The sequence below is a fragment of the Pseudomonas sp. BTN1 genome, assembly GCF_001907715.1.
Lineage (GTDB): Bacteria > Pseudomonadota > Gammaproteobacteria > Pseudomonadales > Pseudomonadaceae > Aquipseudomonas > Aquipseudomonas paracarnis.
Map to the genome: position 1 here is coordinate 214,479 of NZ_MPBM01000025.1, position 25,930 is coordinate 240,408.

27 protein-coding genes and 1 other RNA gene are annotated in these 25,930 nt (G+C 60.9%); 14 read left to right on the forward strand and 14 right to left on the reverse strand.

The window, feature by feature from the left end:
- The first annotated feature begins 110 nt into the window (after positions 1–110).
- Positions 111–1,478: an inorganic triphosphatase gene (locus BMH52_RS12565; RefSeq protein WP_073843873.1), complete on the forward strand. Its 1,368-nt coding sequence runs from the start codon at positions 111–113 to the stop codon at positions 1,476–1,478.
- 73 nt (positions 1,479–1,551) lie between these two features.
- Here the strand turns inward: BMH52_RS12565 and BMH52_RS12570 are convergent, their stop codons facing one another.
- Entirely contained in the window at positions 1,552–2,022 is a 471-nt protein-coding gene (locus BMH52_RS12570; RefSeq protein ID WP_003195279.1) for an Lrp/AsnC family transcriptional regulator, read from the reverse strand.
- A 127-nt stretch (positions 2,023–2,149) separates the two neighbouring features.
- Between BMH52_RS12570 and BMH52_RS12575 the strand changes: the two genes are divergently transcribed.
- The 6 genes from BMH52_RS12575 (at position 2,150) to BMH52_RS12600 (ending at position 7,406) form a co-directional block, all read left to right on the forward strand.
- Positions 2,150–2,488, forward strand: coding sequence for a hypothetical protein (locus BMH52_RS12575; RefSeq protein WP_014720398.1), 339 nt, complete (start codon positions 2,150–2,152; stop codon positions 2,486–2,488).
- A 79-nt stretch (positions 2,489–2,567) separates the two neighbouring features.
- A complete protein-coding gene (locus tag BMH52_RS12580) occupies positions 2,568–4,262 on the forward strand; it encodes a GspE/PulE family protein (protein WP_060766862.1) in 1,695 nt (564 codons plus the stop codon).
- A 76-nt stretch (positions 4,263–4,338) separates the two neighbouring features.
- Positions 4,339–5,259: an SPFH domain-containing protein gene (locus BMH52_RS12585; protein WP_003195285.1), complete on the forward strand. Its 921-nt coding sequence runs from the start codon at positions 4,339–4,341 to the stop codon at positions 5,257–5,259.
- 10 nt (positions 5,260–5,269) lie between these two features.
- Positions 5,270–5,716 carry an NfeD family protein gene (locus BMH52_RS12590; protein ID WP_014720400.1) on the forward strand — a complete coding sequence of 149 codons (447 nt, stop codon included), beginning with the start codon at positions 5,270–5,272 and terminating at the stop codon, positions 5,714–5,716.
- A 68-nt stretch (positions 5,717–5,784) separates the two neighbouring features.
- Positions 5,785–6,099 carry a DUF2388 domain-containing protein gene (locus BMH52_RS12595; protein WP_003176799.1) on the forward strand — a complete coding sequence of 105 codons (315 nt, stop codon included), beginning with the start codon at positions 5,785–5,787 and terminating at the stop codon, positions 6,097–6,099.
- Between the two features lie 164 nt (positions 6,100–6,263).
- Positions 6,264–7,406 (forward strand): DegT/DnrJ/EryC1/StrS aminotransferase family protein, encoded by a 1,143-nt coding sequence (locus tag BMH52_RS12600; RefSeq protein WP_073843875.1) that lies wholly within the window; start codon positions 6,264–6,266, stop codon positions 7,404–7,406.
- A gap of 130 nt (positions 7,407–7,536) precedes the next feature.
- On the opposite strand, the gene gcvH is transcribed toward BMH52_RS12600, so the two are convergent.
- The 9 genes from gcvH to BMH52_RS12645 all read right to left on the reverse strand — a co-directional run bounded on the left by gcvH (position 7,537) and on the right by BMH52_RS12645 (position 16,992).
- Positions 7,537–7,920 (reverse strand): glycine cleavage system protein GcvH, encoded by a 384-nt coding sequence (gene gcvH, locus BMH52_RS12605; protein WP_003195293.1) that lies wholly within the window; start codon positions 7,918–7,920, stop codon positions 7,537–7,539.
- 52 nt (positions 7,921–7,972) lie between these two features.
- The gene (gene gcvT / locus BMH52_RS12610) at positions 7,973–9,055 is read right to left on the reverse strand and encodes a glycine cleavage system aminomethyltransferase GcvT (RefSeq protein ID WP_003195295.1); all 1,083 of its coding nucleotides are present in this window, start codon (positions 9,053–9,055) and stop codon (positions 7,973–7,975) included.
- Positions 9,056–9,211: 156 nt separating this feature from the next.
- Complete coding sequence (locus BMH52_RS12615; RefSeq protein WP_073843877.1) at positions 9,212–10,828, reverse strand: iron ABC transporter permease; 1,617 nt, start codon at positions 10,826–10,828, stop codon at positions 9,212–9,214.
- Positions 10,829–10,978: 150 nt separating this feature from the next.
- Complete coding sequence (locus tag BMH52_RS12620) at positions 10,979–11,983, reverse strand: extracellular solute-binding protein (RefSeq protein ID WP_014720404.1); 1,005 nt, start codon at positions 11,981–11,983, stop codon at positions 10,979–10,981.
- Positions 11,984–12,203: 220 nt separating this feature from the next.
- Positions 12,204–13,421 carry a 2-octaprenyl-3-methyl-6-methoxy-1,4-benzoquinol hydroxylase gene (locus BMH52_RS12625; protein ID WP_019817787.1) on the reverse strand — a complete coding sequence of 406 codons (1,218 nt, stop codon included), beginning with the start codon at positions 13,419–13,421 and terminating at the stop codon, positions 12,204–12,206.
- An 8-nt stretch (positions 13,422–13,429) separates the two neighbouring features.
- On the reverse strand, positions 13,430–13,915 hold the full coding sequence (locus tag BMH52_RS12630) for a DUF4442 domain-containing protein (protein WP_019817788.1): 486 nt from the start codon (positions 13,913–13,915) through the stop codon (positions 13,430–13,432).
- A complete protein-coding gene (gene ubiH / locus BMH52_RS12635) occupies positions 13,908–15,095 on the reverse strand; it encodes a 2-octaprenyl-6-methoxyphenyl hydroxylase (protein WP_019817789.1) in 1,188 nt (395 codons plus the stop codon). The genes BMH52_RS12630 and ubiH overlap by 8 nt, the downstream gene beginning before the upstream one ends.
- Positions 15,092–16,414: a Xaa-Pro aminopeptidase gene (gene pepP, locus BMH52_RS12640; protein WP_014720408.1), complete on the reverse strand. Its 1,323-nt coding sequence runs from the start codon at positions 16,412–16,414 to the stop codon at positions 15,092–15,094. The genes ubiH and pepP overlap by 4 nt, the downstream gene beginning before the upstream one ends.
- Before the next feature lie 20 nt (positions 16,415–16,434).
- Positions 16,435–16,992 (reverse strand): YecA family protein, encoded by a 558-nt coding sequence (locus tag BMH52_RS12645; protein WP_014720409.1) that lies wholly within the window; start codon positions 16,990–16,992, stop codon positions 16,435–16,437.
- A 138-nt stretch (positions 16,993–17,130) separates the two neighbouring features.
- On the opposite strand from BMH52_RS12645, the gene BMH52_RS12650 reads away from it, so the two are divergent.
- From BMH52_RS12650 to BMH52_RS12665, 4 genes are all read left to right on the forward strand, one after another.
- Positions 17,131–17,340 (forward strand): TIGR02449 family protein, encoded by a 210-nt coding sequence (locus tag BMH52_RS12650; RefSeq protein WP_003177365.1) that lies wholly within the window; start codon positions 17,131–17,133, stop codon positions 17,338–17,340.
- The gene (locus BMH52_RS12655) at positions 17,337–17,654 is read left to right on the forward strand and encodes a cell division protein ZapA (RefSeq protein ID WP_014720410.1); all 318 of its coding nucleotides are present in this window, start codon (positions 17,337–17,339) and stop codon (positions 17,652–17,654) included. Before BMH52_RS12650 ends, BMH52_RS12655 begins: the two co-directional genes overlap by 4 nt.
- A 30-nt stretch (positions 17,655–17,684) precedes the next feature.
- Positions 17,685–17,863, forward strand: a non-coding RNA gene (ssrS, locus tag BMH52_RS12660) — 6S RNA.
- A 58-nt stretch (positions 17,864–17,921) separates the two neighbouring features.
- Positions 17,922–18,554, forward strand: a complete 633-nt coding sequence (locus tag BMH52_RS12665) for a 5-formyltetrahydrofolate cyclo-ligase (RefSeq protein WP_073843879.1) — start codon at positions 17,922–17,924, stop codon at positions 18,552–18,554.
- A 9-nt stretch (positions 18,555–18,563) separates the two neighbouring features.
- Here BMH52_RS12665 and BMH52_RS29280 read toward each other — a convergent pair whose 3' ends face one another.
- Positions 18,564–18,713 (reverse strand): hypothetical protein, encoded by a 150-nt coding sequence (locus BMH52_RS29280; protein ID WP_010207387.1) that lies wholly within the window; start codon positions 18,711–18,713, stop codon positions 18,564–18,566.
- A 195-nt stretch (positions 18,714–18,908) separates the two neighbouring features.
- Between BMH52_RS29280 and BMH52_RS12670 the strand changes: the two genes are divergently transcribed.
- The gene (locus BMH52_RS12670) at positions 18,909–19,358 is read left to right on the forward strand and encodes an EVE domain-containing protein (RefSeq protein ID WP_060766867.1); all 450 of its coding nucleotides are present in this window, start codon (positions 18,909–18,911) and stop codon (positions 19,356–19,358) included.
- A gap of 115 nt (positions 19,359–19,473) precedes the next feature.
- On the opposite strand, the gene BMH52_RS12675 is transcribed toward BMH52_RS12670, so the two are convergent.
- On the reverse strand, positions 19,474–19,881 hold the full coding sequence (locus BMH52_RS12675; protein WP_014720413.1) for a flagellar basal body-associated protein FliL: 408 nt from the start codon (positions 19,879–19,881) through the stop codon (positions 19,474–19,476).
- 150 nt (positions 19,882–20,031) lie between these two features.
- On the opposite strand from BMH52_RS12675, the gene BMH52_RS12680 reads away from it, so the two are divergent.
- Complete coding sequence (locus BMH52_RS12680) at positions 20,032–21,009, forward strand: NADPH:quinone oxidoreductase family protein (RefSeq protein WP_019817790.1); 978 nt, start codon at positions 20,032–20,034, stop codon at positions 21,007–21,009.
- Between the two features lie 211 nt (positions 21,010–21,220).
- Positions 21,221–22,558, forward strand: a complete 1,338-nt coding sequence (glpT, locus tag BMH52_RS12685; protein WP_014720415.1) for a glycerol-3-phosphate transporter — start codon at positions 21,221–21,223, stop codon at positions 22,556–22,558.
- Here glpT and BMH52_RS12690 read toward each other — a convergent pair.
- Both BMH52_RS12690 and BMH52_RS12695 read right to left on the reverse strand, forming a co-directional pair.
- On the reverse strand, positions 22,555–23,208 hold the full coding sequence (locus tag BMH52_RS12690) for a gamma-glutamylcyclotransferase (RefSeq protein ID WP_014720416.1): 654 nt from the start codon (positions 23,206–23,208) through the stop codon (positions 22,555–22,557). The genes glpT and BMH52_RS12690 overlap by 4 nt on opposite strands.
- 27 nt (positions 23,209–23,235) lie before the next feature.
- Positions 23,236–25,623 carry a TonB-dependent siderophore receptor gene (locus BMH52_RS12695; protein WP_073843881.1) on the reverse strand — a complete coding sequence of 796 codons (2,388 nt, stop codon included), beginning with the start codon at positions 25,621–25,623 and terminating at the stop codon, positions 23,236–23,238.
- Between the last annotated feature and the right edge of the window lie 307 nt (positions 25,624–25,930).

Sequence of the window (25,930 nt, forward strand, 5' to 3'; positions counted from 1 at the left end):
GCAACACAATAAACCGTTGCGGCACGTTGCCGGGCTCAGTCCTGTACACTGCACGACCTTGGCAGCCACACTTTTCCCCGGCTGCGCTCCCGATCCTGGATTTTCCGGCCATGCAGAAAGAAACCGAAATCAAGCTACGCGTCAGCCGCGAAACACTCGCCGCGCTGCGTGAGCACCCGTTACTGAAAAAACGCAACAAAAGTGGCTGGGAACGCCGTGAGTTGATGAACCAGTACTTCGACACCCCCGAGCGTGACCTGGCCCAGGCCAAGGTTGCCCTGCGCCTGCGCAAGGACGGTGACGACATCATCCAGACCCTCAAGACCCGCGGCCAAAGCGTCGCCGGCCTGTCGGAACGCAACGAATACAACTGGGACCTGCCCAAAGCCAAGCTCGACGTGAAGAAACTCGATGGCGAGTGCTGGCCCGAGCAACTGGCCGAGCTGGACAAAAAGACCCTCAAGCCGATCTTCACCACCGACTTCGTGCGTGAACGCGCCGAGATCGCCTGGGGCCGTGGCAAGGCCAAGGTGGTGATCGAAGCCGCCCTGGACCTGGGCCATGTGGTGGTCGGCAAGGAGAAAGAAGAAATCTGCGAGCTGGAACTGGAACTGCGCGAAGGCGAACCGGCGGCCCTGCTGGAACTGGCCGCCGAGCTGGCCGCAACCCTGGCACTGATGCCGTGCGACATCAGCAAGGCCGAACGCGGCTATCGCCTGTATGACGCCAGCAGCTACTCCCTGAGCCTGCCGGCGCCACAGATCCACGCCGAAATGCCATTGGACGACGCCTTCGCCGCGATCCTGTGGCACCTGCTGGGCAGCAGCCAGCGCCTGGCTGAGCAATACCGCTTCAATGGCCACTGGCGCCTGCTGCAGGACTGGGTCGAGAACCTCGGCGAGTTGCGCGCCCTGATCGGCAGCCTCGGTCAGGCCGCGCCGCGCCAATCCACCACCGAACTGCGCAGCGCCCTGGATGCGTTGCTGGAAGACTGGCGCCCGCTGGTCCAGGCCGGTGACGACGATGAAGACATTCGCAAAGCCGCGCCCGAGCAGTTCATCGAAGAGCTGCAAGACGTGCGCTGGGGCCTGTTCTCACTCAACCTCTCGCGCTGGCTGCTGGCCCGCACCTGGACGGCCGAGCGTAATGTGCGTGGCAACCGCCAGGGCGCTGCGCAAATCACCAACTGGCTGCCACGCCTGCTGGCCGACGACGCCGTCGCCCTGCAACTGCAGCGCTACCAGCAGCAGCCGGAAGATCTGGCCGAGCAACTGCCGCGTATCGAACGCATTCAGGCCTGGCTGCACCATGCGCGCCATGTGGTGGACATTCCCGAGCTGGACCGCTTGTACGGCGAGCTGAACAAGCTGGCGCACCTGGCCAACCAGCCGATTACCGATGAGTCGCTGGATGCGCGTATGCACCAGGCGATTGCGGTGTATCAGAATCGTGCCTGGAAGACCCTTCTGCGCCTGTAATATCGCTATCGCGGGCAAGCCCGCTCCCACATTTGCTGTGGGAGCGGGCTTGCCCGCGATGAGGCCCTCCCTGTCAGCGCAAGACTGGCAGGCTGGTGGTGGACTTGATCTCCGACAGCGCCACAATCGAGTTGACCTCCTGGATCCCCGGCACCATCGACAACTTCTCGAAGAAAAACCGCTCGTACGCCTCGATATCCGAGGTGACGATACGCAGCAGAAAATCCACCGCCCCCATCAGCACGTAGCACTCCAACACTTCCGGAAAACCGCGAATCGCCTCGGTGAACTCAGTGAAATTGGAGCGACCGTGGGCGTTGAGTTTGACCTCGGCGAAAATCTGCGTATTGAGCCCGATTTTCTTGCGGTCCAGCAGGGTGACCTGGCCGCGGATCACCCCCTCCTCCTTGAGCCGCTGAATACGCCGCCAGCATGGCGACTGCGACAGGCCGACCTGTTCGGCAATCTGTGCACTGGAGAGCGAGGCATCCTCTTGCAGCAAGGCCAGGATACGGCGGTCGTAGGCGTCCAACTCACTGTGCATAAACGCACCCCTGAATAGGCTTATCTTGAATTGTTCTGGTCGATTTATCGCCAAACGGGCTTATTTTAGATAAGAAATCTCCCGAGGCGAATGTAAAAATTTCTCCAGTCTTAACTGGAGAGTCAGCATGCATGCCGTCGAAACCGCCTACCCCGCCACCCGCGTCGATGCGTGGGCCGCCAATAGCAGCCACTGCCAGGCGCACTATCGCATCGTCGCCGAGGCTGAACCGGACGTGCTGTGCCGGGTGCTGAACTACTTCGCGCTGCAATTGCTCACGCCCACCCAGGTCAGCATGAACCGGGAAGCCGACCTGCTGAGCATCGATATCGTGATGACCGGCCTGAGCTGGCACCGCGCCCAGGTGATCGGTGAAAAGATTCGAAACCTGATCAGCGTCTGCACCCTGGAGCTGTGGTCGGCTGATTCCGAGCGGCCTCAAGCGCTGGCGGCGATGGCTCAGTAAAAACCGGCAACACACGCGCCAGCAGGATCTTCAGCGGCTGGCTAGCCTGGGATTACCCCCACGCCCCAGGAAAACCTGCATGCCCGTCGCCGCTCACGATCACCTCTTGGAACTGCAGCAATTGTTGCCGGCGCTGGTCGAGCAAGGGTTGATCACGGCGCAGGCGGCGCAAAAGGTAGCGCCAGCGTCCGGCAGCCAGCATCCCTTGGAATGCATCGCAGCCCAGGGCCCTTGTCTGGAGACCTTGATTCAATGGCTGGCCCGGCAGGTCGGCCAACCTTACCTGCGCATCGACCCATTGAAGATTGATGTGGCGGCCGTGGTGCCCTTGATGTCCCACGCCTTTGCTCAGCGCCACGGCATTCTTGCAGTCGCGGTGGATGCCCACAGCGTGACGGTCGCCAGTGCCCAACCCCATATCACCACTTGGGAAGCCGGGCTGTCCCAGGTACTCAAACGCACGATCAAGCGCGTGGTTGCCAACCCTCAGGATATTCAGCGCTGTATCAACGAGTTTTACCGCTTGGCCAAGTCCGTCAGCGGTGCGGATCAAAAAATGACGGCGCCTGGCAATGTCGACTTGCTCAGCCTCGGCGCCAGCGACAAGGAGCCGGACGCCAACGACGCGCATATCGTCAACATCGTCGACTGGCTGCTGCAATACGCCTTTGGCCAACGAGCCAGCGACATCCATATCGAGCCCTGCCGCGACCAGGGTCGGGTGCGCTTTCGCATTGATGGGCTGCTGCATGACGTCTATCAATTTCCCCCGCAGGTCACCATGGCCGTGGTCAGCCGCCTGAAAAGCCTGGGGCGAATGAACGTGGCCGAAAAACGCAAGCCCCAGGATGGCCGCGTCAAGACCCGGAACCCTGCGGGTGTCGAAGTGGAATTGCGGCTTTCGACCCTGCCCACGGCATTCGGCGAAAAACTGGTGATGCGAATTTTCGACCCACAGGTGCTGCTCAAGGATTTCGACCAGTTGGGTTTGTCCAGCGCCGACCAGCAACGCTGGCACGCCATGACGCGACGCACCCACGGCATCATCCTCGTCACAGGCCCGACCGGCTCAGGCAAGACCAGCACCCTCTACACCACCCTCAGGCAACTGGCGACCCGCGAGGTCAACCTGTGCACGGTGGAAGACCCGATTGAAATGGTCGAGCCGGCCTTCAACCAGATGCAGGTCCAGCACAACATCGACCTCACGTTCGCAAGCGGCATCCGCGCCCTGCTGCGCCAGGACCCGGACATCATCATGATCGGCGAAATCCGCGACGAGGAAACCGCAGAGATGGCTATCCAGGCCGCGCTGACCGGGCACCTGGTGCTCTCGACCCTGCACACCAACGATGCACCCAGTGCCATCAGCCGCCTGCAGGAACTGGGCATTGCTCACTATTTGATCAAAGCCACGCTCATAGGTGTGATGGCGCAGCGCCTGGTGCGGCTTCTGTGCAGCCACTGCAAGCACCCCGCGGGCCTGGAGGACGATGGCGGCTACGAAGCTGTCGGCTGTGCACACTGCCGTGACAGCGGTTATCGAGGCCGGGCCGGACTGTATGAAATCATGCTCATGGACTCGGCACTCCAGGCGCTGGTCACTCCAGGCGCGGACGTACAAGCCCTGCGCCGTGGGGCACTGGCGCAGGGCATGAGCAGCCTGCGCATGGCCGGCATCGAGAAAGTGAAGGCCGGGCTGACCACGATGACGGAGGTGTTGCGGGTCACGCCAGGGGATTCAGAAACAAATCCTTTTTTTGTTGGGCCATGAAACCGTCCTTATCCGTGACCAGACCGTTACAATCGGCCTAATGTCATTCACCGACACCTTCAGATAGGGAATCGCTATGCAGATCGGAACCGTACTGCTTCTTTTCGTGGGCTTGGCCATCGCCATCCTGTTCATGGGGTTCAAAGTGGTGCCCCAGGGCTACCAATGGACCGTCGAGCGTTTCGGCCGCTACACCAACACCCTCAAGCCCGGCCTGAATATCATCATCCCGGTCATGGACCGCATCGGTCGCAAGATCAATGTGATGGAAAGCGTGCTGGATATCCCGCCTCAAGAAGTCATCACCGCCGACAATGCCACCGTGCAGATCGATGCCGTGTGCTTCTTCCAGGTGGTCAACACCGCCCAGGCCGCCTATGAGGTCAACAACCTCGAACATGCTATCCGCAACCTGCTGCAGACCAATATCCGTACCGTACTCGGCTCCATGGAACTGGACGCCATGCTGAGCCAGCGCGACGGCATCAACGAAAAACTCCTGCGCACCGTGGATGAAGCCACTGCGCCATGGGGCATCAAGATCACCCGTATCGAGATCAAGGATATCAGCCCGCCTGCCGACCTGATGGCCGCCATGTCCGGCCAAATGAAAGCCGAACGGATCAAGCGCGCACAGATCCTCGAAGCCGAAGGCCTGCGGGCGTCGGCGATCCTGACAGCGGAAGGCAAAAAGCAGGCGCAAATCCTTGAAGCCGAAGGCAGCCGCCAGGCAGCGTTCCTGGAGTCCGAGGCCCGCGAGCGCCAGGCCGAAGCCGAAGCGCGGGCGACACAAGTGGTGTCCGAAGCCATTGCGTCGGGCAACGTGCAGGCGGTGAACTACTTCGTCGCGCAAAAATACATCGACGCCCTGGGCAAGCTTGCGTCTGCCAACAACAGCAAGGTCATCCTGATGCCGCTGGAAGCCAGCCAGGTGATTGGCGCCGTGGGCGGTATCGGCGAAATCGTCAAGGCAACCTTCGGCAACCAGAAAGGCTGAGGCCAACACCATGTGGGACTTTTTGCTGCATTTGTCGTTTTGGGACTGGTTAGCCCTAGGCACCGTGCTGTTGATTCTCGAGGTGTTCGGTGCCGGAGGCTACCTGCTCTGGATGGGCATCGCCGCCGCAGCCGTGGGCGTGATCAAGTTCCTGTTCCCGCCGCTGGGGCTGGAATGGCAACTGCTGCTGTTTGCGGTGTTGTCGATACTGACCGCCGTGTACTGGTGGAAACGCCAACGCAGCAGTGCCAAGGCCAGCGATCAACCGGGGTTGAACGAGCGCGGTTCAGAGTTGGTCGGGCGCACTTTCGTGGTGCATCAAGCCATTGTGGATGGCCGCGGCAAGGTCAAAGTCGGCGATGGCGTGTGGATGGTCACCGGTGCCGACGCCCCCGTGGGCGCTCAAGTCCGCGTGGTTGGGCAGGATGGGGTGATTTTAAAGGTTGAAACTGTTTAGTCAGTGATGGAACTGGATCGGGTTAACTACAATCAAAACGTACAGATAACCCACCGGAGTCACCCATCATGCGTCTCAAATATGCTGTCGCAACCCTCGCTGTGCTTTCCCTACCTGTCGGCTCAGCCATGGCCGATAGCTTCTGGCGTAATGTCATCTCGTCGGGCGCCACCACTGGCTCGACTTACCTGACGTTCAAGGACCACAAGCTGGTGGTCGCCGCCCAGGACGACGCAGGCAGCTTCGTCGCCAGCGACGGCGGCATTCGCGGCCCGTACCTGGAAGCGGCCATGCAGAAGGTCCGCGCCGACAACCCTGGCCTCCAAGCCACCGACATGGAACTGGCTAACGCCATCCTGGCGAAGAATGCTGTAACCGAGTAACAACTGCCCTCATAAAAAATGCCGCTTTTTCAAGCGGCATTTTTTTGCCTGCTGCATGACGAATCGTTCATGGATGACAGGCTATATTCAGTCTCAGCATGCAACCATGCCCTACTGACACGTCTATTTTTCATTGCCTACCTGAAACGGATGCCTTCTTCGTCATGAGCCAACAGCCCTTCCTGCCGTTTTCCAAACCGACCATTGATGAAACCACCATCGCGGCGGTCGGCGATGTTCTGCGTTCCGGCTGGATCACCAGCGGGCCAAAGGTGCAGGCGTTCGAAGCACAGTTGTCTGACTATTTTGGCGGACGTCCGGTGCGCACCTTCAACTCGGGCACCTGCACCATGGAGATCGCCTTGCGCATCGCCGGGATCGGGCCTGGGGATGAAGTCATCACCACACCAATCTCCTGGGTTGCCACGGCCAACGTGATTCTCGAAGTGGGCGCCACTCCCGTCTTCGCCGACATCGACCCGGTGACGCGCAATATCGACCTGGCCCAGGTGGAAGCCGCCATTACTCCGCGCACCAAGGCGATCATCCCGGTGTACCTGGCCGGCTTGCCCCTGGATATGCCGATGCTCTACGCGCTGGCCAACAAGTACAACCTGCGCATTGTCGAAGATGCTGCCCAGGCCCTGGGGTCCAGCTGGGATGGAGAACGCATCGGCGCAACTGGCGACTTCGTGTCCTTCAGCTTCCAGGCGAACAAGAACATTACGTCGTCCGAAGGCGGCTGCCTGGTGTTGAACAATGCCGAGGAGGCCCGTCTGGCAGAGAAGTACCGCCTGCAAGGCGTCACCCGCAGCGGCTTCGATGGCCTGGATGTGGATGTGCTGGGTGGCAAGTTCAACATGACCGACATTGCCGCCGCCATCGGCCTGGGGCAATTTGCGCACATCGAGAAAATCACCGCCCATCGTCAGAACCTGGCACGGCACTACTTCAAATGCTTCGGCAGCAATTTCGAAGCCCAATACGGCGCGCAACTGCCGCCGGCCGACTTCGAAAACAGCAACTGGCACCTGTTCCAACTGGTATTGCCGGAGCGCCAGGATGGCCTGCCAGCCCGTGCGACGTTCATGGAGCAGATGCAGGCCCACGGCGTGGGTATCGGCTATCACTACCCGCCGATCCACCTGCTGAGCCTCTATCGGGCACAGGGTTTCAAGGAAGGCATGTTCCCGGTGGCCGAACGTGTTGGGCGTTTGATCGTGTCGTTGCCGATGTTCACGGCGATGACAGAGGCGGATGTGGAGCGGGCTGTAGCGGCGGTTAAAGCCGTACTGAAAAAAGACTGATCACAACAAATCAACTGTGGGAGCTGGCTTGCCTGCGATGCTGGCACCTCGGTGTATCGGTGATACCCGGGTGATCCAATCGCAGGCAAGCCAGCTCCCACATTGAGGTGTGCTGTTGCAGCTGTTGTGTTTATTCGCCGATGGCGGCTTTGTAGCCGGCGGCATCCAGCAGTTTGTCCAGCTCGGCCTTGTCGCTTGGCTTGAGCTTGAAGATCCAGGCGCCGTACGGGTCAGAGTTCAGCAGCTCAGGGCTGCCACTCAGCTCTTCGTTGACAGCAATCACTTCGCCGGCAACCGGCGAGTAGATATCCGAGGCTGCTTTCACCGACTCAACCACACCCGCCTGGCCTTGCGCTTCAAAATTGGCACCCACTTCCGCCAACTCAACAAACACCACATCACCCAAAGCTTCCTGTGCATGGTCGGAGATCCCGACGGTCACGGTGCCGTCAGCTTCCAGACGGGCCCATTCGTGACTTTCGGCAAAACGCAGGTCGGCAGGGATATTGCTCATAGTCTGTGTCCTCAAGATGAAATGTCAGCGGCCATTGGCCTGCCGGAATTGGTTAGATCAGGGTTTTGCCATGACGCACGAAGGTCGGCTTGACCACTCGAACCGGATACCACTTGCCGCGGATTTCCACTTCGGCCCGGTCGGCAGTCGCCGTCGGCACACGCGCCAGCGCAATGGATTTGCTTAGCGTAGGCGAGAAACTACCACTGGTGATCTCTCCTTCGCCAACATTGGCGATACGAACCACTTGGTGAGCACGCAGCACACCACGCTCTTCAAGGACGAGCCCGACCAGTTTGAACTGCACGCCGGCTGCTTTTTCTGCTTCCAGCGCAGCGCGGCCAATGAAGTTACGCTCGACAGGTTCCCAGGCGATGCTCCAGGCCATGTTGGCCGCCAGCGGCGAGACGGCCTGGTGAATATCCTGGCCATACAGGTTCATGCCGGCCTCCAGGCGCAAGGTATCGCGCGCACCGAGGCCGATGGGGGAAATGCCAGCGCCCACCAGGTCGTTGAAAAAGCCCGGTGCCTGATCGGCCGGCAGCACGATTTCGAGGCCGTCTTCGCCGGTATAGCCGGTGCGGGCGATATACCAGTCGCCATCGGCCCGGCCTTCGAACGGTTTGAGCTGATGGATCAGGATGCCACGGGACTGGGTCACCAGTTCGGCGATTTTCTGCCGGGCGTGGGGGCCTTGGATGGCGAGCATGGCCAACTCGGAGCGCTCATGCAGTTGCACTGAGTAGCTGCCCAGTTGCGCCTGCATCCAGGCCATGTCCTGATCGCGCGTGGCGGCGTTGACCACCAGGCGGTAACCGGTTTCGGTGCGGTAGACGATCATGTCGTCCACCACCCCGCCCTGCTCGTTGAGCATGGCGCTGTATAACGCACGGCCACAGCCGTGCAGTCGGTCGACATCATTGGCCAGCAGGTACTGGAGCCATTCCTTGGCCTGGGGGCCGGTGACATCGATCACGGTCATATGAGATACATCGAAGACCCCGCAGTCGCGTCGCACCTGGTGGTGTTCTTCAACTTGCGAGCCGTAATGCAAAGGCATATCCCAACCGCCAAAATCGACCATTTTCGCGCCGAGGGCGAGATGCAGGTCATACAGAGGCGTACGCTGTCCCATGGGTTTCTCCTTCCGGGCTTGGCGAAGGCGCGCAGAGCTGCCACGTGCGCCGAACACCTTGTACTACAAGGCCCGCAGCCACATACAGCAGGTCGATCCGAAAGACGGAGCGCACCGAATGCCGCGCATTGTAGCCTCAAGCCGTAGGACTGGCACCTAACCGATTTGCCGAGCCGAGCGACGAATCAGCCCGATGACCGGCAACAAGCCGACCAGCACAAGGGTCAGCGCCGGCAAAGACGCCCGTGCCCATTCGCCTTCACTGGTCATTTCAAAGATGCGGACCGCCAGGGTGTCCCAGCCAAACGGGCGCATCAGCAAGGTGGCCGGCATTTCCTTGAGCACATCCACGAACACCAGCAGCGCTGCGCTCAACGCGCCCGGCAGCAATAACGGCAGATACACTTTGCAAAACAGTCGTGGGCCGCTCACCCCAAGGCTGCGTGCCGCTTCGGGCAAAGACGTTCGGATTCGCGCCAGGCTGTTTTCCAGCGGCCCGTAGGCCACCGCCAGGAACCGCACCAGATACGCCAGCACCAGTGCCGACAGGCTGCCCAGCAGCAAAGGCTTGCCCGCCCCGCCCAGCCATCCGGAGAGCGGCACCACCAACTCGCGGTCCAGGTAACTGAACGCCAGCATGATCGACACCGCCAGCACCGAGCCTGGCAAGGCATAGCCGACATTGGCCAGGCTGATACCGGAGCGAATCGCCCGGGTGGGCGCCAGACGGTTGGCAAAGGCCAGTATCAGCGCGACGCTGACGGTGATCAGGGCTGCGATACCGCCCAGGTAGAGGGTATGCACGATCAGCCCGGTGTAACGTTCATCCAGGTCGAAGCGGCCACGCTGCCAGAACCACGCCACCAGTTGCAGCATCGGAATCACGAACGCACAGGCGAAGACCAGGCTGCACCACGCACTGGCCGCCACGGCTTTGAACCCGCGCAAGTGGTACAACGCCTTGCCCCGCGGGCGCTCATTGCTCGGTCGACTGGCCCCGCGCGCACGTCGCTCGCCATACAGCACCAACATCACTACCAGCAGCAGCAGACTCGCCAGTTGCGCGGCACTGGACAGGCTGAAAAAGCCGTACCAGGTTTTATAGATAGCGGTGGTGAAGGTGTCGAAATTGAACACCGAGACCGCACCAAAATCCGCGAGCGTCTCCATCAGCGCCAAGGCCACACCGGAGCCAATCGCTGGCCGCGCCATTGGCAATGCCACGCGCCAGAACGCTTGCCATGGCGATTGCCCCAGCACCCGCGCCGCTTCCATCAAGCCTTTGCCCTGGGCCAGGAACGCGCTGCGCGCCAGCAGGTAGACATAGGGGTAGAACACCAGCACCAACACAATGACCACGCCGCTGGTAGAGCGTACCCGCGGCAAACGCAGCCCGGTGCCGAACCACTCGCGCAGCAGGGTTTGCACCGGGCCGGCGAAATCCAGCAGGCCCACAAACACGAAGGCCAGCACATAGGCAGGGATTGCAAAGGGCAACATCAGTGCCCAGTCGAGCCAGCGCCGCCCGGGGAACTCGCACAGGCTGGTCAGCCAGGCCAGGCTGACGCCCAGCAGCGTCACGCCCAGGCCGACACCGAGCACCAGGGTCAAGGTGTTGCCCAGCAAGCGGGGCATCTGAGTGTCCCAGAGGTGCGACCAGATCTGCGGGTCGATGCTTTGCCAGGACAGCAGCAGCACGCTCAGCGGCAACAGCACCAAGGCGGCGACGCTGAAAACCGGCAGGTACCAGCGACGTTGGGCGGGGTGGGCCAAGGAAAAGCTCTCAGAAAAATAAAGATGTTGAAGCGGCCACTAACCAATGTGGGAGCTGGCTTGCCTGCGATACAAGCACCTCGGTGTATCAGTGATACCGACGTGATGCAATCGCGGGCAAGCCAGCTCCCACAGTCGAGCGGCGCAGCTTCAGTTCCAGCCAGCGCGATCCATCAGGCGAATCGCTTCGGCCTGGCGCTTGCCTGCCACTTCCACTGGCAAGGTATCGGCCACGAACTTGCCCCAGGTCGCCACTTCCGCCGATGGCGGTACCGCCGGGTTGGCCGGGAACTCCTGGTTGACGTCGGCGAAGATCTTCTGCGCCTCAGGCGTGGTCATCCACTCCACCAGCGCCTTGGCCGCTTCCGGGTGTGGTGCGTGCTGGGTCAGGCCGATGCCGGAGAGGTTCACATGCACGCCGCGGTCGCCCTGGTTCGGCCAGAACAACTTCACTGCCAGGTCTGGCTTCTGCTTGTGCAGGCGACCGTAGTAATAGGTGTTGACGATACCCACGTCGCATTGCCCGGCGTTGATGGCCTCCAGCACGGCGATGTCATCGGAGAACACGTCGGTGGAGAGGTTATTCACCCAACCCTTGATGATTTCTTCGGTCTTGGCCGCGCCATGGGTCTCGATCAACGTGGCGGTCAGCGACTGGTTGTAAACTTTTTTCGCCGTGCGCAGGCACAGGCGGCCTTCCCACTGCTTGTCGGCCAGGGCTTCGTAGGTGGTCAGGTCGCCCGGTTTTACCCGGTCGGTGGAATAGGCGATCGTTCGCGCCCGCAGGCTCAAACCGGTCCAGGCGTGGGCCGATGAGCGGTATTGCAGAGGAATATTCTTGTCGATCACAGGAGAGGTGAACGGTTGCAGGATGCCCATCTGCTCGGCCTGCCAGAGGTTGCCGGCGTCAACGGTGAGCAGCAGGTCGGCGGTGGCGTTCTCGCCCTCGGCCTTGATGCGCTGCATCAACGGGGCTTCCTTGTCGGTGATGAACTTGACCTGTACGCCGGTCTTTTTGGTGTAGGCGTCGAACACAGGCTTGATCAGTTCGTCGATACGCGAGGAGTAGACCACGACTTCGTCGGCCGCCTGCACGGTGGTGCTGCCGATCAGGGTGAGTGCCAGGGCAGTCAGGAGGCGCTTGGGTGCCAACATGGGTGCGGTCTCTCATTTGCAAATGGAGGGCAAATGATAAGGACTCACATTTGGTAACGCTTGGTGGAGGCGTTACCAGATGTTGCAGGTGCTTTTATTCGCCTTTGTGGGAGCGGGCTTGCTCGCGAATGCAGTGGGTCAGTCAGTAGTTCTATCACTGACACGCCGCTTTCGCGAGCAAGCCCGCTCCCACACAAGCCCGAACGGACGCATTTCAGCGTCAGGGTTTGGCGAGTTCGGGGAGATCGCCAGTCAATCCGAGTGCCTGGCGCACAAACACGGCTTTGGCTTCGGGCATCTGGTCGACGATTTTCAAACCCGCGTTGCGTAACCAGCGCAGCGGCAGTTGATCGGCCTGGAACAAGCGCTCAAAGCCTTCCATCGCCGCCATCAGCGCCAGGTTATGGGGCATGCGGCGCCGCTCGTAACGGCTCAGCACTTTCACATCGGCCAGGCGCTCGCCGCGCTCGGTCGCCGCCAACAGCACTTCGGCCAGCACGGCTGCATCGAGCAAACCCAGGTTGACGCCCTGCCCCGCCAACGGGTGGATGACGTGAGCGGCGTCGCCGATCAATGCCAGGCCTTCGGCCACATAGCGTTTGGCATGGCGCTGGCGCAACGGTACGCACACACGCGGGTCAGCACTGAGCACGGTGCCCAGGCGCCCCTCGAAAGCACGCTCCAGCTCACGGCAGAAGCCTTCGTCATCCAGCGCCATCAAACGCTCGGATTCGGCGGGCGTGGTCGACCAGACTATCGAACACCAGTCTTCCTGCCCATCGCGCACCAGCGGCAGGAACGCCAGCGGACCGGTGTCGGTGAAGCGTTGCCACGCGGTACGCTGGTGCGGCTGACTGCTGCGCACGCTGGTGACGATGGCGTTATGCAGGTAATCCCATTCACGGGTAGGTGTACCGGTCAGGCGGCGTACGGCGGAGTTGGCACCGTCGGCAGCCACCACCAGCGGCGCGCGCAGCTTGCGGCCGTCGGCCAGGGTCAGCAACCAGTCATCGCCGGAGCGGCGCATCTGTTCCAGGCGCGCACTGGCCAGCAGGCCGAGGTCGCAGTCATGCAGGCGATCGAGCAAGGCATCCTGCACCACGCGGTTCTCGACGATATGCCCAAGCACCTCGGCATGCACACTGGCCGCCGAGAAGTGGATCTGCCCGGTGCCGCTGCCGTCCCATACCTGCATTTCGCCATAGGGGCTGGCACGCCGCTCTACGATACCGTCCCACACGCCCAGGCGCTCAAGAATGCGCTGGCTGGCCGCCGACAACGCGCTCACCCGCGGTTCAAACGCCGCAGCCGGGTCAAATGGCTTGACGCTCAACGGGCTGCCGTCGAGCAGCAGTACTTGCAAGCCACTGCCCTGCAACGCCAGCGCCAGGGCGCTTCCGACCATTCCGGCCCCGACAATCAGCACATCTGCGCGCATGTCCATATTCAAGCCTGTCTCGCTGGCGGCTTGCGCCGCACATAAAGGGTTTTGTCGACCCGCGCCACCAGAGTGCCGGAGCCGTCATGAATCTCGACTTTGAGGTGGGGCAGATATTTCTCGCCACCTTCAGTCTGGCGCCGGATCTGATCGAGCAAAGCGTCGTCGATGGAGAATTCGGCATACACCGGGCCTTTGCCCGGCGAGATGAAGTCGATACTCGCAGCCTTGTCCCACACGATGTAGTCGCGGCCCAGGTTCTCGATCAACAGCAACATGTAGAACGGATCGACCATCGAATACAGGCTGCCGCCAAATTGCGTACCGACGTAATTGCGGTTGTACCAACCCAGGCCCATGCGCACCTTGGCATGTCGGAAATCGGCACTCAATGCCTGCACCCGCACCCCGGCGCCGAGGTACGGCGGATACAGGGTGAGGAACCAGCGCAACAGCCGCGCCTTGCCCACGCGCTGGGTTAGCCACTTACGCATCGGAACGCGTACCCAGGCCCATGGCCTGACGGGCGAACCAGCGTTTGGCCGGTGGTAACAGGTCGAGGCCAAGCAAGCCCATATTGCGGCCCAGCGCCATCAACGGTTGGGCACTGCCAAACAGGCGCGTGACCTGGTCGGAGAAGCCTACGGTGAGTTGCTGGTCCAGGCGCTGGCGCTCGCGATAGCCTTGCAAGGTCGCCAGGTCACCCGGCACAGCAGGCCCGGCCAACAGGGCTTCGGCCAAGGCATTGGCATCGCGCAGGGACAGGTTGAACCCCTGCCCGGCAATCGGGTGCAGGCTGTGGGCGGCATTGCCGAGGACCACCAGGTGCGAACGCACTTGCTCTTCGGCTTCCACCAGGGTCAACGGGTACAGGTGGCGGGCGCCCACTTGCTTGAGGGTGCCCAGGCGATACCCGAACACACCCTGAAGTTCGCTCAGGAAGCTACGCTCGTCGAGGCTGGCCAAGCGCTGGGCGTCCATGCCGATGCGGGTCCAGACCAGCGCGCAACGGTTGTCCGGCAGCGGCAGCAAGGCCATGGGGCCTTCATCGGTAAAGCGCTCGAACGCCTCGCCATTGTGCGCTTCGCTCGGCGTGATGTTGGCGATCAGCGCGCTCTGGTTGTAGGGCCGGGTTTTCACGCCGATGCCCAGCTGCTCACGCAAGCCGGAACGGCCGCCATCGGCCAGTACCGCAAGGTCGCATTCCAGCACGGTTTCATCGTTGAGGGTCAGGCGATAGCCATCGGGCAGAGGCTCCATGCGCGTGACTTCTGCCGGGCAACGCCAGCTCACCACGTCCTTGTCCAAGCCTTGCCACAGGCATTGGCCGAGCCAGGCGTTTTCCACCACATAACCCAGGGCTGGCACGCCCTCCTCCATCGCGGACAAACGCGCGGTGGAGAAGCGCCCACGGTCCGATACATGGATCTGCTTGATCGGCTCCGCCCGTCGGGAAATGGCCTGCCACAGGCCCAGACGCTGGTAAATCTGGCGCGCGCCAAACGACAGCGCGGAAGAGCGCGCATCGTAGCTCGGCTGGTAGCTGTCGCCCGGTGCAAAGGGTTCGATCAGTACGATCTTCCAACCCCGAGCCTTGGCCCCGGCTTGCAATGCCAGGGCCAGGCTGGCCCCCACCAGGCCGCCGCCGACAATCGCCAGGTTGACCCGGCTCATCGGGCAGCCGCCATCAACGCTTCGATCTCGGCAACGGTCTTGGGCACGCCGCCGGTCAGGATTTCACAGCCTTGCTTGGTCACTACCACGTCGTCCTCGATGCGCACGCCAATGCCACGCCATTTCTTTGCCACAGTCTGGTTGTCCGGGGAAATATAGATACCCGGCTCCACGGTCAAGGCCATGCCCACTTCCAGCACGCGCCATTCACCGCCCACTTTGTACTCGCCCACATCATGCACATCCATGCCCAGCCAGTGGCCGGCACGGTGCATGTAGAAGGCGCGGTAGGCTTCGCTGGCGATCAGTTCGTCAACGTCACCTTGCAACAACCCCAGCTTCACCAGGCCGGCGGTGATGACCTGCACGGTCGCCTCGTGGGCCTGGTTCCAATGTTTGTTCGGCGCGATCTGCTTGAAGGCGGCTTCCTGGGAGGCCAGCACAATCTCGTAGATCGCCTTTTGCTCGGGCGAAAACTTGCCGTTGACCGGCCAGGTACGGGTGATATCGCTGGCGTAGCAATCGATCTCACACCCGGCGTCGATCAGCACCAGGTCGCCGTCCTTGAGCACCGCGTCATTCTGCTGGTAATGCAGGATGCAGCTGTTGCGCCCAGCAGCGACGATGGAGCCATAGGCCGGCATCTTCGCACCGCCTTTGCGAAACTCGTAATCCAGCTCGGCTTCCAGGCTGAACTCATGCAGGCCGGCACGGCTGGCCTGCATCGCCCGCACATGGGCCGCACAGGAAATTCGCGCCGCCTCGCGCATCACCTTCACTTCTGCCGCCGATTTATACAGGCGCATATCGTGGAGCAAATGATCCAGGGCAACGAATTCGTTCGGCGGCTGGGCGCCCAGGTGTGCTTTGGAACGGATCACGTTGATCCACTCCATCACGTGCCGGTCGAACTCGGCATTGCTGCCCATGGCCGAGTACACGCGGTCGCGACCTTCGATCAGGCCGGGCAGGATGTCGTCGATATCGGTAATGGGGAAGGCGTCATCCGCGCCAAAGTCGCGAATCGCGCCCTCGGTGCCCGCACGCAGGCCGTCCCACAATTCGCGCTCGGCATTGCGCTCGCGGCAGAACAGCACGTACTCGCCGTGCTGGCGACCGGGCATCAGCACGATCACCGCTTCGGGCTCGGGGAAACCGCTCAGGTACTGGAAATCGCTGTCCTGGCGGTAAACATGCTCGACATCGCGGTTGCGGATGGCCACGGCGGCGGCCGGCAGGATCGCGATGCTGTTGGGTTCCATCTGCGCCATGAGCGCTTTGCGGCGCCGGGTGTATTCCGCTTTGGGGATATGGATCATGGGCAGATGGGTGTCCTTTCTCAGTGCAACGACGGCTTGGGAGCAGCGGGCTCAGCGGACTTGCGGGTCTCGGTGAACAGCAGCAGCGGCGCGACGCGCAGGTACTCCATGACTTCCATGTAGTCGCCTTCGCCGTCTTCGGATTCTTCCAGGGCATCTTGCACCTGGGAGATGGCCGCCAGGTCCTGCAGCACTTCCTTGGCGTCGGTGCTCAGCTCCAGGCCGCCGGCATTCACGCCGAAACCGTGGAGGAAACCCTGGCACCATTGGCCCAGCGCGGCAGCGCGATCGGCCAGCGGGGCGTCGTCGGTGGGCAGCAGCAGGACCACGGTGACGTCATCACCGGTCAGTTCGCCCTTGACCATTTCTTGCAGGCCGATCAATGCGTTGCGCACATTGTCGGTGGGTTCGGTTTCCAGCAGCTCGGCCACATCGGCCAGCCAGTTGTCGGCATCAAAGCCGACACCGGTGCAACTGCGGCCCAACAGCACGCCGTGCAGTTCAGCAGGCGAGCATGGATGGCCGCTGGCGCTCAGCAGTTTGGAAAAAGCATCGTACGGGGAGTTCTGAATGGGCATGGTGAGCTAGGCGCCAGACGGCGCAATGTCTAGAATGGAGCGCTGTATCCTAGCACCGGCAGACGCACCAAGACTATCGAGGGCGTCAGATCGTTTATCCTGCAGTTGCCATTCATCAGACAAATCCAGTGGAACCCAATGGAAGACACCGACCTGCAAGCGCTGATGGCCAGACTCGAACTGCTAATTGATCGGGTCGAGCAACTTAAGAGTCAAAACGGACTCCTATTAGCTCAGGAAAAGACCTGGCGCGAGGAACGCGCTCACCTCATTGAAAAAAACGAAATCGCCCGGCGTAAGGTCGAATCGATGATTTCGCGCCTGAAGGCCCTGGAGCAAGACTCATGAGTTCAAGCAATAGCGTTACCGTGCAGATCCTCGACAAAGAATATTCGATCATCTGCCCCCAGGAAGAACGCAGCAACCTGGTGAGCGCTGCCCGCTACCTGGACGGCAAGATGCGCGAAATCCGCAGCAGCGGCAAAGTGATCGGCGCCGACCGCATCGCCGTGATGGCCGCGCTGAATATCACCCATGACCTGCTGCATAAGCAGGAGCGCCCTGACGTACAGGCCAGCGGCTCGACGCGCGAGCAGGTGCGTGACCTGCTCGATCGCGTGGATCTGGTGCTTTCCACCGATTCAGACACACCCAAGGGCTGATTGCCGAGCAGGTTTAAGGTATACTCGCCCCACTCCCTGGCGTGTTTGCCAGTCGGCGATGTCCCTGAGCCGATTCGCACTACCCTGGAAGTTGCACGTTGGGCTGGTGTGCATGTCCGCTAGACGGAAAGCCTTAAAGCCTACTGCTTCTTCCACCTTGAACTTTCGGGTTCAAGGGCTAAGTCGACAGCGGCTCTGTCGGGGAGCCTGAATTCCCAAACTCAATGCCAGTCCCCGGACTGGCATTGTTTTATGAGCCGAAAAATCATGACCGAACCTGCGCCGCTTTCCCGTCCGCAACTTCGACGCATGTTGCGCAAGGCCCGCCGCGCGCTCACGCCAAGCGAGCAGCGCCAGGCCGCTCAGGGTCTGTACCGGCAACTGACACAGCACCCGCTGTTTCGCCGGGCCAAACATATCTCTTTATATCTGCCCACGGACGGTGAAATCGATCCGCGCCTGCTGCTGCGTGCGGCCCAGCGTCGCGGCAAAGCCACTTACCTGCCGGTGCTCAGCGCCTGGCCGCGCACCAAGATGGTGTTCCAGCGCGTACGCCCTGGGGATAGGTTGTTGCCCAACCGCTTTCGCATCCTTGAGCCACGGGTCAATGCCCATCACCAGCGCCAAGTCTGGGCGCTGGACCTGGTGTTGTTGCCGTTGGTGGGGTTCGATGATGTGGGTGGGCGCCTGGGCATGGGCGGCGGGTTCTACGATCGCAGCCTGGCCTATCTTGCCCGCCGCCAGAGCTGGCGCAAGCCAACGCTGCTGGGGCTGGCCCATGAATGCCAGAAAGTCGAACGCCTGGCGCAGGCAAGCTGGGATGTGCCGTTGGCGGGGACGGTGACTGATAAGCAGTGGTATGTCGCACAAACGCCGCTGGAAACAGCGGCGCCTTGGTGAATGCTTGAGTTAACGCTTGAACGGTTGTGGCTGCTGCTGAGCCAGTTCAACCGGTGCATCGGTCTTGTTCGACCACAGGCTCTGGGCATAACCGGTGGTCACGACGCCCAGACCAAACAAAATAACCAAAATCCATAGTAAATCCGGCTTACGTTGCATCGATTGCCCCCCTTTCAGGCACCTCGTACACGATGACAACAACGTTCCAAAGTAGTCCGTTGCAGCTGCGTCAAGCTTAAAAGCGCGCATTCTGCGGTAACGTGAACCAACACGCAAACCTTGACGCCAACCGACTGTCGGTTTGTCATGCAATTGCCCGACAACTTACCCAATGCCTTTTTCAGGAGCCCAACCATGGCCTACTGGCTGATGAAATCCGAGCCCGACGAACTCTCCATCAACGGCCTGGAAAAGCTCGGCGAAGCGCGCTGGGACGGAGTACGCAACTATCAGGCGCGCAACTTTTTGCGCGCCATGGCCGTGGGCGACGAGTTTTTTTTCTATCACTCCAGTTGCCCGGAGCCAGGGATTGCCGGCATCGGCAAAATCATCCGGGCCGCCTATCCGGACTCCACTGCGCTGGAACCAGAAAGCCACTATTTCGACGCCAAGGCCACCCCGGAGAAAAACCCGTGGAGCGCGATCGATGTCGCACATGTGCAAACCTTCTCCAAGGTGCTGGGGCTCGGCTATCTAAAACAGCAAACTGCACTGGCTGAAATGCCGCTGGTGCAAAAGGGCAGTCGGCTTTCGGTCATGGCGGTCACACCGGAGCAGTGGGCAGCGGTCCTCCAGTTGCTTTAATTGAAACTGGCTTCTTGCGGTGCCTGTCAGGGCCTCTTCGCGGGCAAGCCCGCTCCCACACTGGAAATGCGAACCCCTCTGGGAGCGGGCTTGCCCGCGATAGTCGCGCAGCGACTTACTGGATGATCAGGTTGTTGAACAGCAGGTCTTCTACCACTGGCTTGCCGGTTTCATCATTCATCACCTGCTGCGTTTGCTTCAACGCTTCCTGACGCAGCTTTTCCTTGCCTTCCACACTGCTCATGGTCTCGTTGGTCTGCTGGGTAAACAGCGCCACCAGTTGGTTGCGAATCAACGGGTCGTTGGCCTTGACCAACTTCGCCGCCTCATCACCCGTCACGCGCAGTGCAATGTCGGCTTTGTAGACCTTGAGCTTGGCGGTGCCATCCAGGCCGTAATTGCCCACGAACGGCGGGCTCAGGCTGATATAGCTGACCTTCGGCGCCTCGCCCTCTTTGGCCTCTTCGGCCTGGGCTGCCATCGGCAAGGTCAGGGCCAGCATCAACAGGATCCACGCTTTCACAGTTCATTCCTCGAATTCGGTTGCCGGGTAGCATAACGCTAGCAAGGCTGAGCACAAGCTTATGGGGGCTTATCAGGCGCGGGCATGCTCGTTGACCCACGGGCGTACCCTCCTACACTTATCGGCCACGACGCCAAAAGGAATAGTCCGATGAAAGCTGTGCTGTGCAAAGCCTTCGGCCCCGCCGAAACCCTGGTGCTGGAAGAGATCGCCAGCCCCGCGATCAAGAAGAACGAAATCCTGTTGGACGTGCACGCGGCCGGGGTGAATTTCCCGGACACGCTGATCATCGAAGGCAAATACCAGTTCAAGCCGCCCTTTCCGTTCTCACCCGGTGGTGAAGCGGCAGGCGTGGTCAGTGAAGTGGGTGAGAAAGTCAGCCATCTGAAAGTCGGTGACCGTGTGATGGCGCTGACCGGCTGGGGCAGCTTTGCCGAGCAGGTCGCGGTGCCCGGCTATAACGTGCTGCCGATCCCGCCGAGCATGGATTTCAACACCGCCGCCGCCTTCAGCATGACCTACGGCACCTCCATGCATGCGCTGAAACAACGCGCCAACCTGCAACCTGGCGAGACCCTGCTGGTGCTTGGCGCGTCCGGCGGCGTGGGCCTGGCCGCCGTGGAGATCGGCAAGGCCATGGGCGCCCGGGTGATTGCCGCCGCCAGCAGCGCCGACAAGCTCGCAGTGGCCAAGGCGGCCGGCGCCGATGAGCTGATCAACTACAGCGAAGCCAGCCTCAAGGATGAGGTCAAGCGCCTGACCGATGGCAATGGCGCTGACGTGATTTACGACCCGGTGGGGGGTGACCTGTTTGACCAGGCCATTCGTTCGATCGCCTGGAATGGGCGCCTGTTGGTGGTGGGTTTCGCCAGCGGGCGTATTCCTGAACTGCCGGTGAACCTGGCGTTGCTCAAGGGCGCAGCGGTGGTCGGGGTGTTCTGGGGTTCGTTTGCCCAGCGCCAACCGCAGGACAATGCAGCGAATTTCCAGCAGTTGTTCACCTGGTATGGCGAGGGCAAGCTCAAGCCGTTGGTGTCGCAGGTGTATCCGCTGGAACAGGCCGCCCAGGCGATCAATGATCTGGGACAGCGCAAGGCAGTGGGTAAAATAGTTGTCCAAACCCGATAACACACCTGAAATGCAAGCCAGCTCCCACAGTAGTTACTTCGCGGTCTTAGGACCTAACCACGACCATCACTTATCTATAGGCGACATGTTCGTAAAAGAACATGCAATTGCTCTCGTTTCCTGTGTTTGCGGATAAGAGGCGATGCTATTTTCGGTAACGAAACTGTAACATTCGCATCCGCAGTCAAAACAAGAAATTTGGAGCTCTTGAATGTTTGCTTTCTTTCGTCCTGCCGCACACCAGGCGCCCCTGCCTGAAGAAAAAATAGACAGTACCTACCGACGGCTGCGCTGGCAGATCTTCGCGGGTATTTTCTTTGGTTACGCCGGCTACTACCTGCTGCGTAAAAACTTCTCCCTGGCCATGCCCTACCTGATCGACGAGGGTTACACCCGTGGTGAACTGGGCCTGGCAATGTCGGCGATCGCGATTGCCTACGGTTTGTCCAAGTTCCTGATGGGCCTGGTGTCCGACCGCTCCAACCCACGTTACTTCCTGCCCTTCGGCCTGCTGGTTTCGGCGGGGGTGATGTTCATTTTCGGTTTCGCGCCTTGGGCAACCTCCAGCGTGACCATGATGTTCATTTTGCTGTTCATCAACGGCTGGGCCCAGGGCATGGGCTGGCCGCCAAGTGGGCGGACCATGGTGCACTGGTGGTCGCAGAAAGAACGCGGCGGCGTGGTGTCCGTGTGGAACGTGGCGCATAACGTCGGCGGTGGCTTGATCGGCCCGCTGTTCCTGCTCGGCATGGCGTGGTTCAACGACTGGCATGCGGCGTTCTACGTGCCGGCCACCGTGGCCCTGGCGGTGGCGGCGTTTGCCTTCATCACCATGCGCGACACCCCGCAATCGGTGGGCCTGCCGCCTATCGAGCAGTACAAGAACGACTATCCGGAAGGTTACGACGCCAGCCACGAAGACGAATTCAGCGCCAAGGAAATCTTCGTCAAGTACGTGCTGCGCAACAAAATGCTCTGGTACATCGCCTTCGCCAACGTGTTCGTCTATCTGTTGCGTTACGGCGTACTGGACTGGGCGCCGACCTACTTGAAAGAAGCCAAGCACTTCACGGTCGATAAGTCGTCCTGGGCGTACTTCTTCTACGAGTGGGCAGGTATCCCGGGTACGCTGCTATGCGGCTGGATGTCGGACAAGATCTTCCGTGGCAACCGCGGCCTGACCGGCATCGTGTTCATGGCCCTGGTGACAGTGGCAACCCTGGTTTACTGGCTCAACCCGCCGGGCAACCCGATGATCGACATGATTGCGCTGTTCTCCATCGGCTTCCTGATCTACGGCCCGGTGATGCTGATCGGCCTGCAGGCACTGGAACTGGCTCCGAAGAAGGCCGCCGGTACCGCAGCGGGCTTCACCGGCTTGTTCGGTTACCTGGGCGGTTCGGTAGCGGCAAGTGCCGCCATGGGCTATACGGTTGACCATTTCGGCTGGGACGGCGGCTTTGTACTGCTGATCAGCGCCTGCGTACTGGCGATCGCGTTCCTGATCCCTACGCTGTGGCACACCAACAGTGTCAGCTCGGCGCGTTAACCGCCCAGGCAATCCTTGGCACAACGCTTGAGCCGCGCCTCCAGGTTTTTATCTGGCATGGCGTGGCTACGCAGGGCGTTCACGGTCTGCTCGACATAATCGCGAGTCGTACCGTAACGCCCGCAAGCGCTTTGCAGTACATGATTAAGCACGATATCGGGCAAGTTGCCGGCATAGCTGGGCAAATGCCGCTCCAACACAAACCCCAACGCCTGCACGGTGCTGCCATCTTCCAATCGGCAACTGAGCCAGTGCGGCCGGTACGAGGGGTAAGGCATCTCACGCTGCCACAGGGCGTAAAGCGAGGCCTCCAACTGGTCCTCCGGCAAGCGGTAGGCAAACCCGCTGCAGGAACCACCGCGATCCAACCCAAACACCAGCCCCGGCAGCTCCGGCGTACCGCGATGCTCGTGTGACCACAAATACAAGCCACGGTGATAACCGTGAACCCGTGCACGCACCCGCTCGGTCGACGAGCACTCAGGGCGCCAGATCAGCGAACCATACGCAAACAGCCACACCGGCCCACCCTTGTGCCGAGCCATGGTGGCTTGCATCGAGCTCATCAATTGTTCGTGAGTGAGTTGCGGCCCCAGATCGAGCCGCGGAGGGTAAGCCAATTGCAGAAGATCGGTTTCAATGGCGGTCATGGCGAAAAGCGGTGCGCCTCCTGTGTGTTACCAGTTGTAAGCGACTTTACCGTAATAGAACGCGCCGCTGTAACCGTACGGCGAAAAAGTGCTGTAGGCGAGGTTGCCGCCGCTGCTGGCGAAGGCGTTAACCTTCTCCGGGTACTTATCGGTGACGTTGTCGCCGCCCAGGGTGAAGGTCCAGTTCTTCAACTTGTAATCCGCCGACAGGTCCAGCACCCAGGCGGCCTTGAAGGTCTGATCGTTGACCTTGTCCGTCTGATAACTGGTGAACTCACCATAGCGCACCAGGTTAGTGTGCAGCGCCCAATTACCGAAGGTGAAGTCATTGCCCAGGCTCAGCTTGTGCTGGGGCGTGGTATCGCCCAGCAAACCGATACGCTCGCGGCGGTCCACCCGCACCAGGTTGGCCCCCAGGCTGTCGAGAATCGCGGGGTTGGCTTTCACGTTGGTGACTTTGGTGTGGTTGTAGTTGTAGCCCACGGTACTGTTCCAGCGAATGCCGTTATCGAGCTGGTAGCGATAGTTGGCTACCAGATCGACGCCATCGGTGCTGGTGTCCGTGGCGTTGGTGAAGTAACGGGCCGTGGTGTAGTTGATATTGCCGACGCCATTGGTTTGCAGGTAGGCCACCGTGGCCGGGTTGAGATTGAGGTTGGACGACAGGCTGATGCGGTCGCGGATGTCGATGCGGTACACATCGAGCGTGACGGTCAGGTCATCGGCCGGCTCGAGCACCAGGCCGAGGCTGTAGTTGCGCGACTTTTCGGCCTTGAGGTCCTCGGCACCCAGCAGGCGCGCGACCTGACTGTTGGCCGGGAAGGTGCCGGCTTCCTGGATGGTGCTACCGATCAACTGCGATGAGGTGTAGGCAAAATTCTGCTGGGCAAGGGACGGCGCACGGAAACCGTTGGAGATGCTGCCGCGCACGGCCACCTGGGGGGTGAAGTCGTAGCGGGCCGACAGCGAGCCGCTGACGTTGGAACCAAAGTCACTGTAATCCTCATGGCGCACGGCAGCCGAGGCGCTGAGCTTTTCGGTGAAGTTGGTTTCCAGGTCCAGATACTGCGCCCAGTTATGCCGCGTGCTGGTACCGGCATCGGCATCGCGGAAACCACCCAGGCCGGAGCTGCCGGTCTGGTAATAGGACGCGGGCTCGCCCGCCTCGATTTCATAGCCCTGATGCAGGTACTCACCGCCGAACGCCACAGAGACCGGATACGGCAGAAAGCCCACATCGAATTCACGGGACAGGTCCAGGCTGACTTGCTTCTGATCGTTGCTCAGTGTGCCGTTATTGAATTTACGCGGCGTCGCGAGGCCCAGTGAGGTGTTGATGGTTTCAGTCCCCAATTCGTACTGGTTCTTGCCGTAGTTGGCCGACAAGTCGTAATGCCAGTCGTAGGCCAGCAGGCCGCGCAAGCCCACTACCAGCGAGGTGTCTTCCAGGTTGCCTTTGATCAGTGGCAGGTAGCCGTTGGGGTTGAGCGCCTTGATGTTGTTGGACGCGTTGCTTGCCCGGTAGAAGGCTGCCGTTTCACCGCGCCGCTTGCTGTAGCCACCGAAGGTGTAGAACTCGGCGGCATCGTTGAAGGCATACTCCGAGTTGAACTGGAATTTGCCTTCATTGGTGGCCGGCTCACCTTGGCGGAACACACGCTGGCCGTAAGTAGTAGAGCCGATGCTGCCGGGGCGGTAGTCGTTGCCCGCGCGGTTGGTGTAATCGTTGTCGGCGCCTTCGGCAGACAGGTTGATAAAGCCATTGTCGCCCAATGCCAGGCCCGCATTACCGCTGACATTACGCTGGATACCGTCACCCTTTTTGTACTCGCCAAACTTGCTGGAAACCGAGCCGCCATGGTCGGCGTGCTTGAGGATCACGTTGATCACCCCGGCGATCGCATCGGAGCCGTAACGGGCAGAAGCGCCGTCGCGCAGCACCTCGATATGGTCCACCGCCGACAGCGGGATGGCATTCAAGTCTGCCGGAGCCGAACCGCGCCCAACCGCACCGCCCAGATTGACGAAGGCACTGGTATGGCGACGCTTGCCGTTGACCAGTACCAATACCTGGTCCGGCGACAAGCCGCGCAACTGCGCCGGACGCACGAGTTCGGCGCCGTCCACCAGGCTTGGTCGGGGGAAGTTGATCGACGGAATCAGGCGCGCTAATACGGCACCCAGCTCATCGGAGCCGGTGCTGCGCAGGGTTTCACCGGAGATTACGTCGATTGGCGACAGCGATGCACTGGCGGTGCGCTCTTGGGCGCGGGTGCCGGTGACGATCACGGTGTCGAGTTTAGGTGCATCAACCGCAGAAGTTTCGTCTGCCAGAACTGGATTGAATCCCACAACGGTCAGCAAATTTGCCGACAAAATCGCCGTGTATAGCGCGTGTTTCCTGTAGCTGCCCATACCGCTCCCCTTTGAATCAAAAATAGAACTGCAATGCGCAAAGTTCGTACGATCGATCCGGCTGGCGGGCGGTGGCGGTCAGTATCTGGTTATGGTCGATGAAGTCGGTAGTCCGTTGCGATATAGCTTAAAGATATTCATCAACCAGAATAAATACCTTAAAAGAATAAGCAAAAGCATAAGCACGCTCGCCCATTCGTCAGGATCCACGCGGCTAATCCCGGTACTTTCAGCCCCGGTTCAGCCTGGGCGGGTGCCAAGCCGTCAAACTGACGCGCCTATAACGACCCACTTAGCCGCTCATCAA

Bases quoted from the DNA above. Each gene is read 5' to 3' on its own strand.
- gcvT (WP_003195295.1), bottom strand. From the start codon at position 9,055: ATGGGACAGCGTACGCCTCTGTATGACCTGCATCTCGCCCTCGGCGCG.
- BMH52_RS12575 (WP_014720398.1), top strand. From the start codon at position 2,150: ATGCATGCCGTCGAAACCGCCTACCCCGCCACCCGCGTCGATGCGTGG.
- BMH52_RS12695 (WP_073843881.1), bottom strand. From the start codon at position 25,623: ATGGGCAGCTACAGGAAACACGCGCTATACACGGCGATTTTGTCGGCA.
- BMH52_RS12590 (WP_014720400.1), top strand. From the start codon at position 5,270: ATGTGGGACTTTTTGCTGCATTTGTCGTTTTGGGACTGGTTAGCCCTA.
- BMH52_RS12565 (WP_073843873.1), top strand. From the start codon at position 111: ATGCAGAAAGAAACCGAAATCAAGCTACGCGTCAGCCGCGAAACACTC.
- BMH52_RS12570 (WP_003195279.1), bottom strand. From the start codon at position 2,022: ATGCACAGTGAGTTGGACGCCTACGACCGCCGTATCCTGGCCTTGCTG.
- BMH52_RS12595 (WP_003176799.1), top strand. From the start codon at position 5,785: ATGCGTCTCAAATATGCTGTCGCAACCCTCGCTGTGCTTTCCCTACCT.
- BMH52_RS12625 (WP_019817787.1), bottom strand. From the start codon at position 13,421: ATGCGCGCAGATGTGCTGATTGTCGGGGCCGGAATGGTCGGAAGCGCC.
- BMH52_RS12600 (WP_073843875.1), top strand. From the start codon at position 6,264: ATGAGCCAACAGCCCTTCCTGCCGTTTTCCAAACCGACCATTGATGAA.
- gcvH (WP_003195293.1), bottom strand. From the start codon at position 7,920: ATGAGCAATATCCCTGCCGACCTGCGTTTTGCCGAAAGTCACGAATGG.
- BMH52_RS12620 (WP_014720404.1), bottom strand. From the start codon at position 11,983: ATGTTGGCACCCAAGCGCCTCCTGACTGCCCTGGCACTCACCCTGATC.
- BMH52_RS12645 (WP_014720409.1), bottom strand. From the start codon at position 16,992: ATGCCCATTCAGAACTCCCCGTACGATGCTTTTTCCAAACTGCTGAGC.
- BMH52_RS12670 (WP_060766867.1), top strand. From the start codon at position 18,909: ATGGCCTACTGGCTGATGAAATCCGAGCCCGACGAACTCTCCATCAAC.
- BMH52_RS12680 (WP_019817790.1), top strand. From the start codon at position 20,032: ATGAAAGCTGTGCTGTGCAAAGCCTTCGGCCCCGCCGAAACCCTGGTG.
- pepP (WP_014720408.1), bottom strand. From the start codon at position 16,414: ATGATCCATATCCCCAAAGCGGAATACACCCGGCGCCGCAAAGCGCTC.
- BMH52_RS12585 (WP_003195285.1), top strand. From the start codon at position 4,339: ATGCAGATCGGAACCGTACTGCTTCTTTTCGTGGGCTTGGCCATCGCC.
- BMH52_RS12630 (WP_019817788.1), bottom strand. From the start codon at position 13,915: ATGCGTAAGTGGCTAACCCAGCGCGTGGGCAAGGCGCGGCTGTTGCGC.
- BMH52_RS12655 (WP_014720410.1), top strand. From the start codon at position 17,337: ATGAGTTCAAGCAATAGCGTTACCGTGCAGATCCTCGACAAAGAATAT.
- BMH52_RS12650 (WP_003177365.1), top strand. From the start codon at position 17,131: ATGGAAGACACCGACCTGCAAGCGCTGATGGCCAGACTCGAACTGCTA.
- BMH52_RS12580 (WP_060766862.1), top strand. From the start codon at position 2,568: ATGCCCGTCGCCGCTCACGATCACCTCTTGGAACTGCAGCAATTGTTG.
- BMH52_RS12690 (WP_014720416.1), bottom strand. From the start codon at position 23,208: ATGACCGCCATTGAAACCGATCTTCTGCAATTGGCTTACCCTCCGCGG.
- glpT (WP_014720415.1), top strand. From the start codon at position 21,221: ATGTTTGCTTTCTTTCGTCCTGCCGCACACCAGGCGCCCCTGCCTGAA.
- BMH52_RS29280 (WP_010207387.1), bottom strand. From the start codon at position 18,713: ATGCAACGTAAGCCGGATTTACTATGGATTTTGGTTATTTTGTTTGGT.
- ubiH (WP_019817789.1), bottom strand. From the start codon at position 15,095: ATGAGCCGGGTCAACCTGGCGATTGTCGGCGGCGGCCTGGTGGGGGCC.
- BMH52_RS12665 (WP_073843879.1), top strand. From the start codon at position 17,922: ATGACCGAACCTGCGCCGCTTTCCCGTCCGCAACTTCGACGCATGTTG.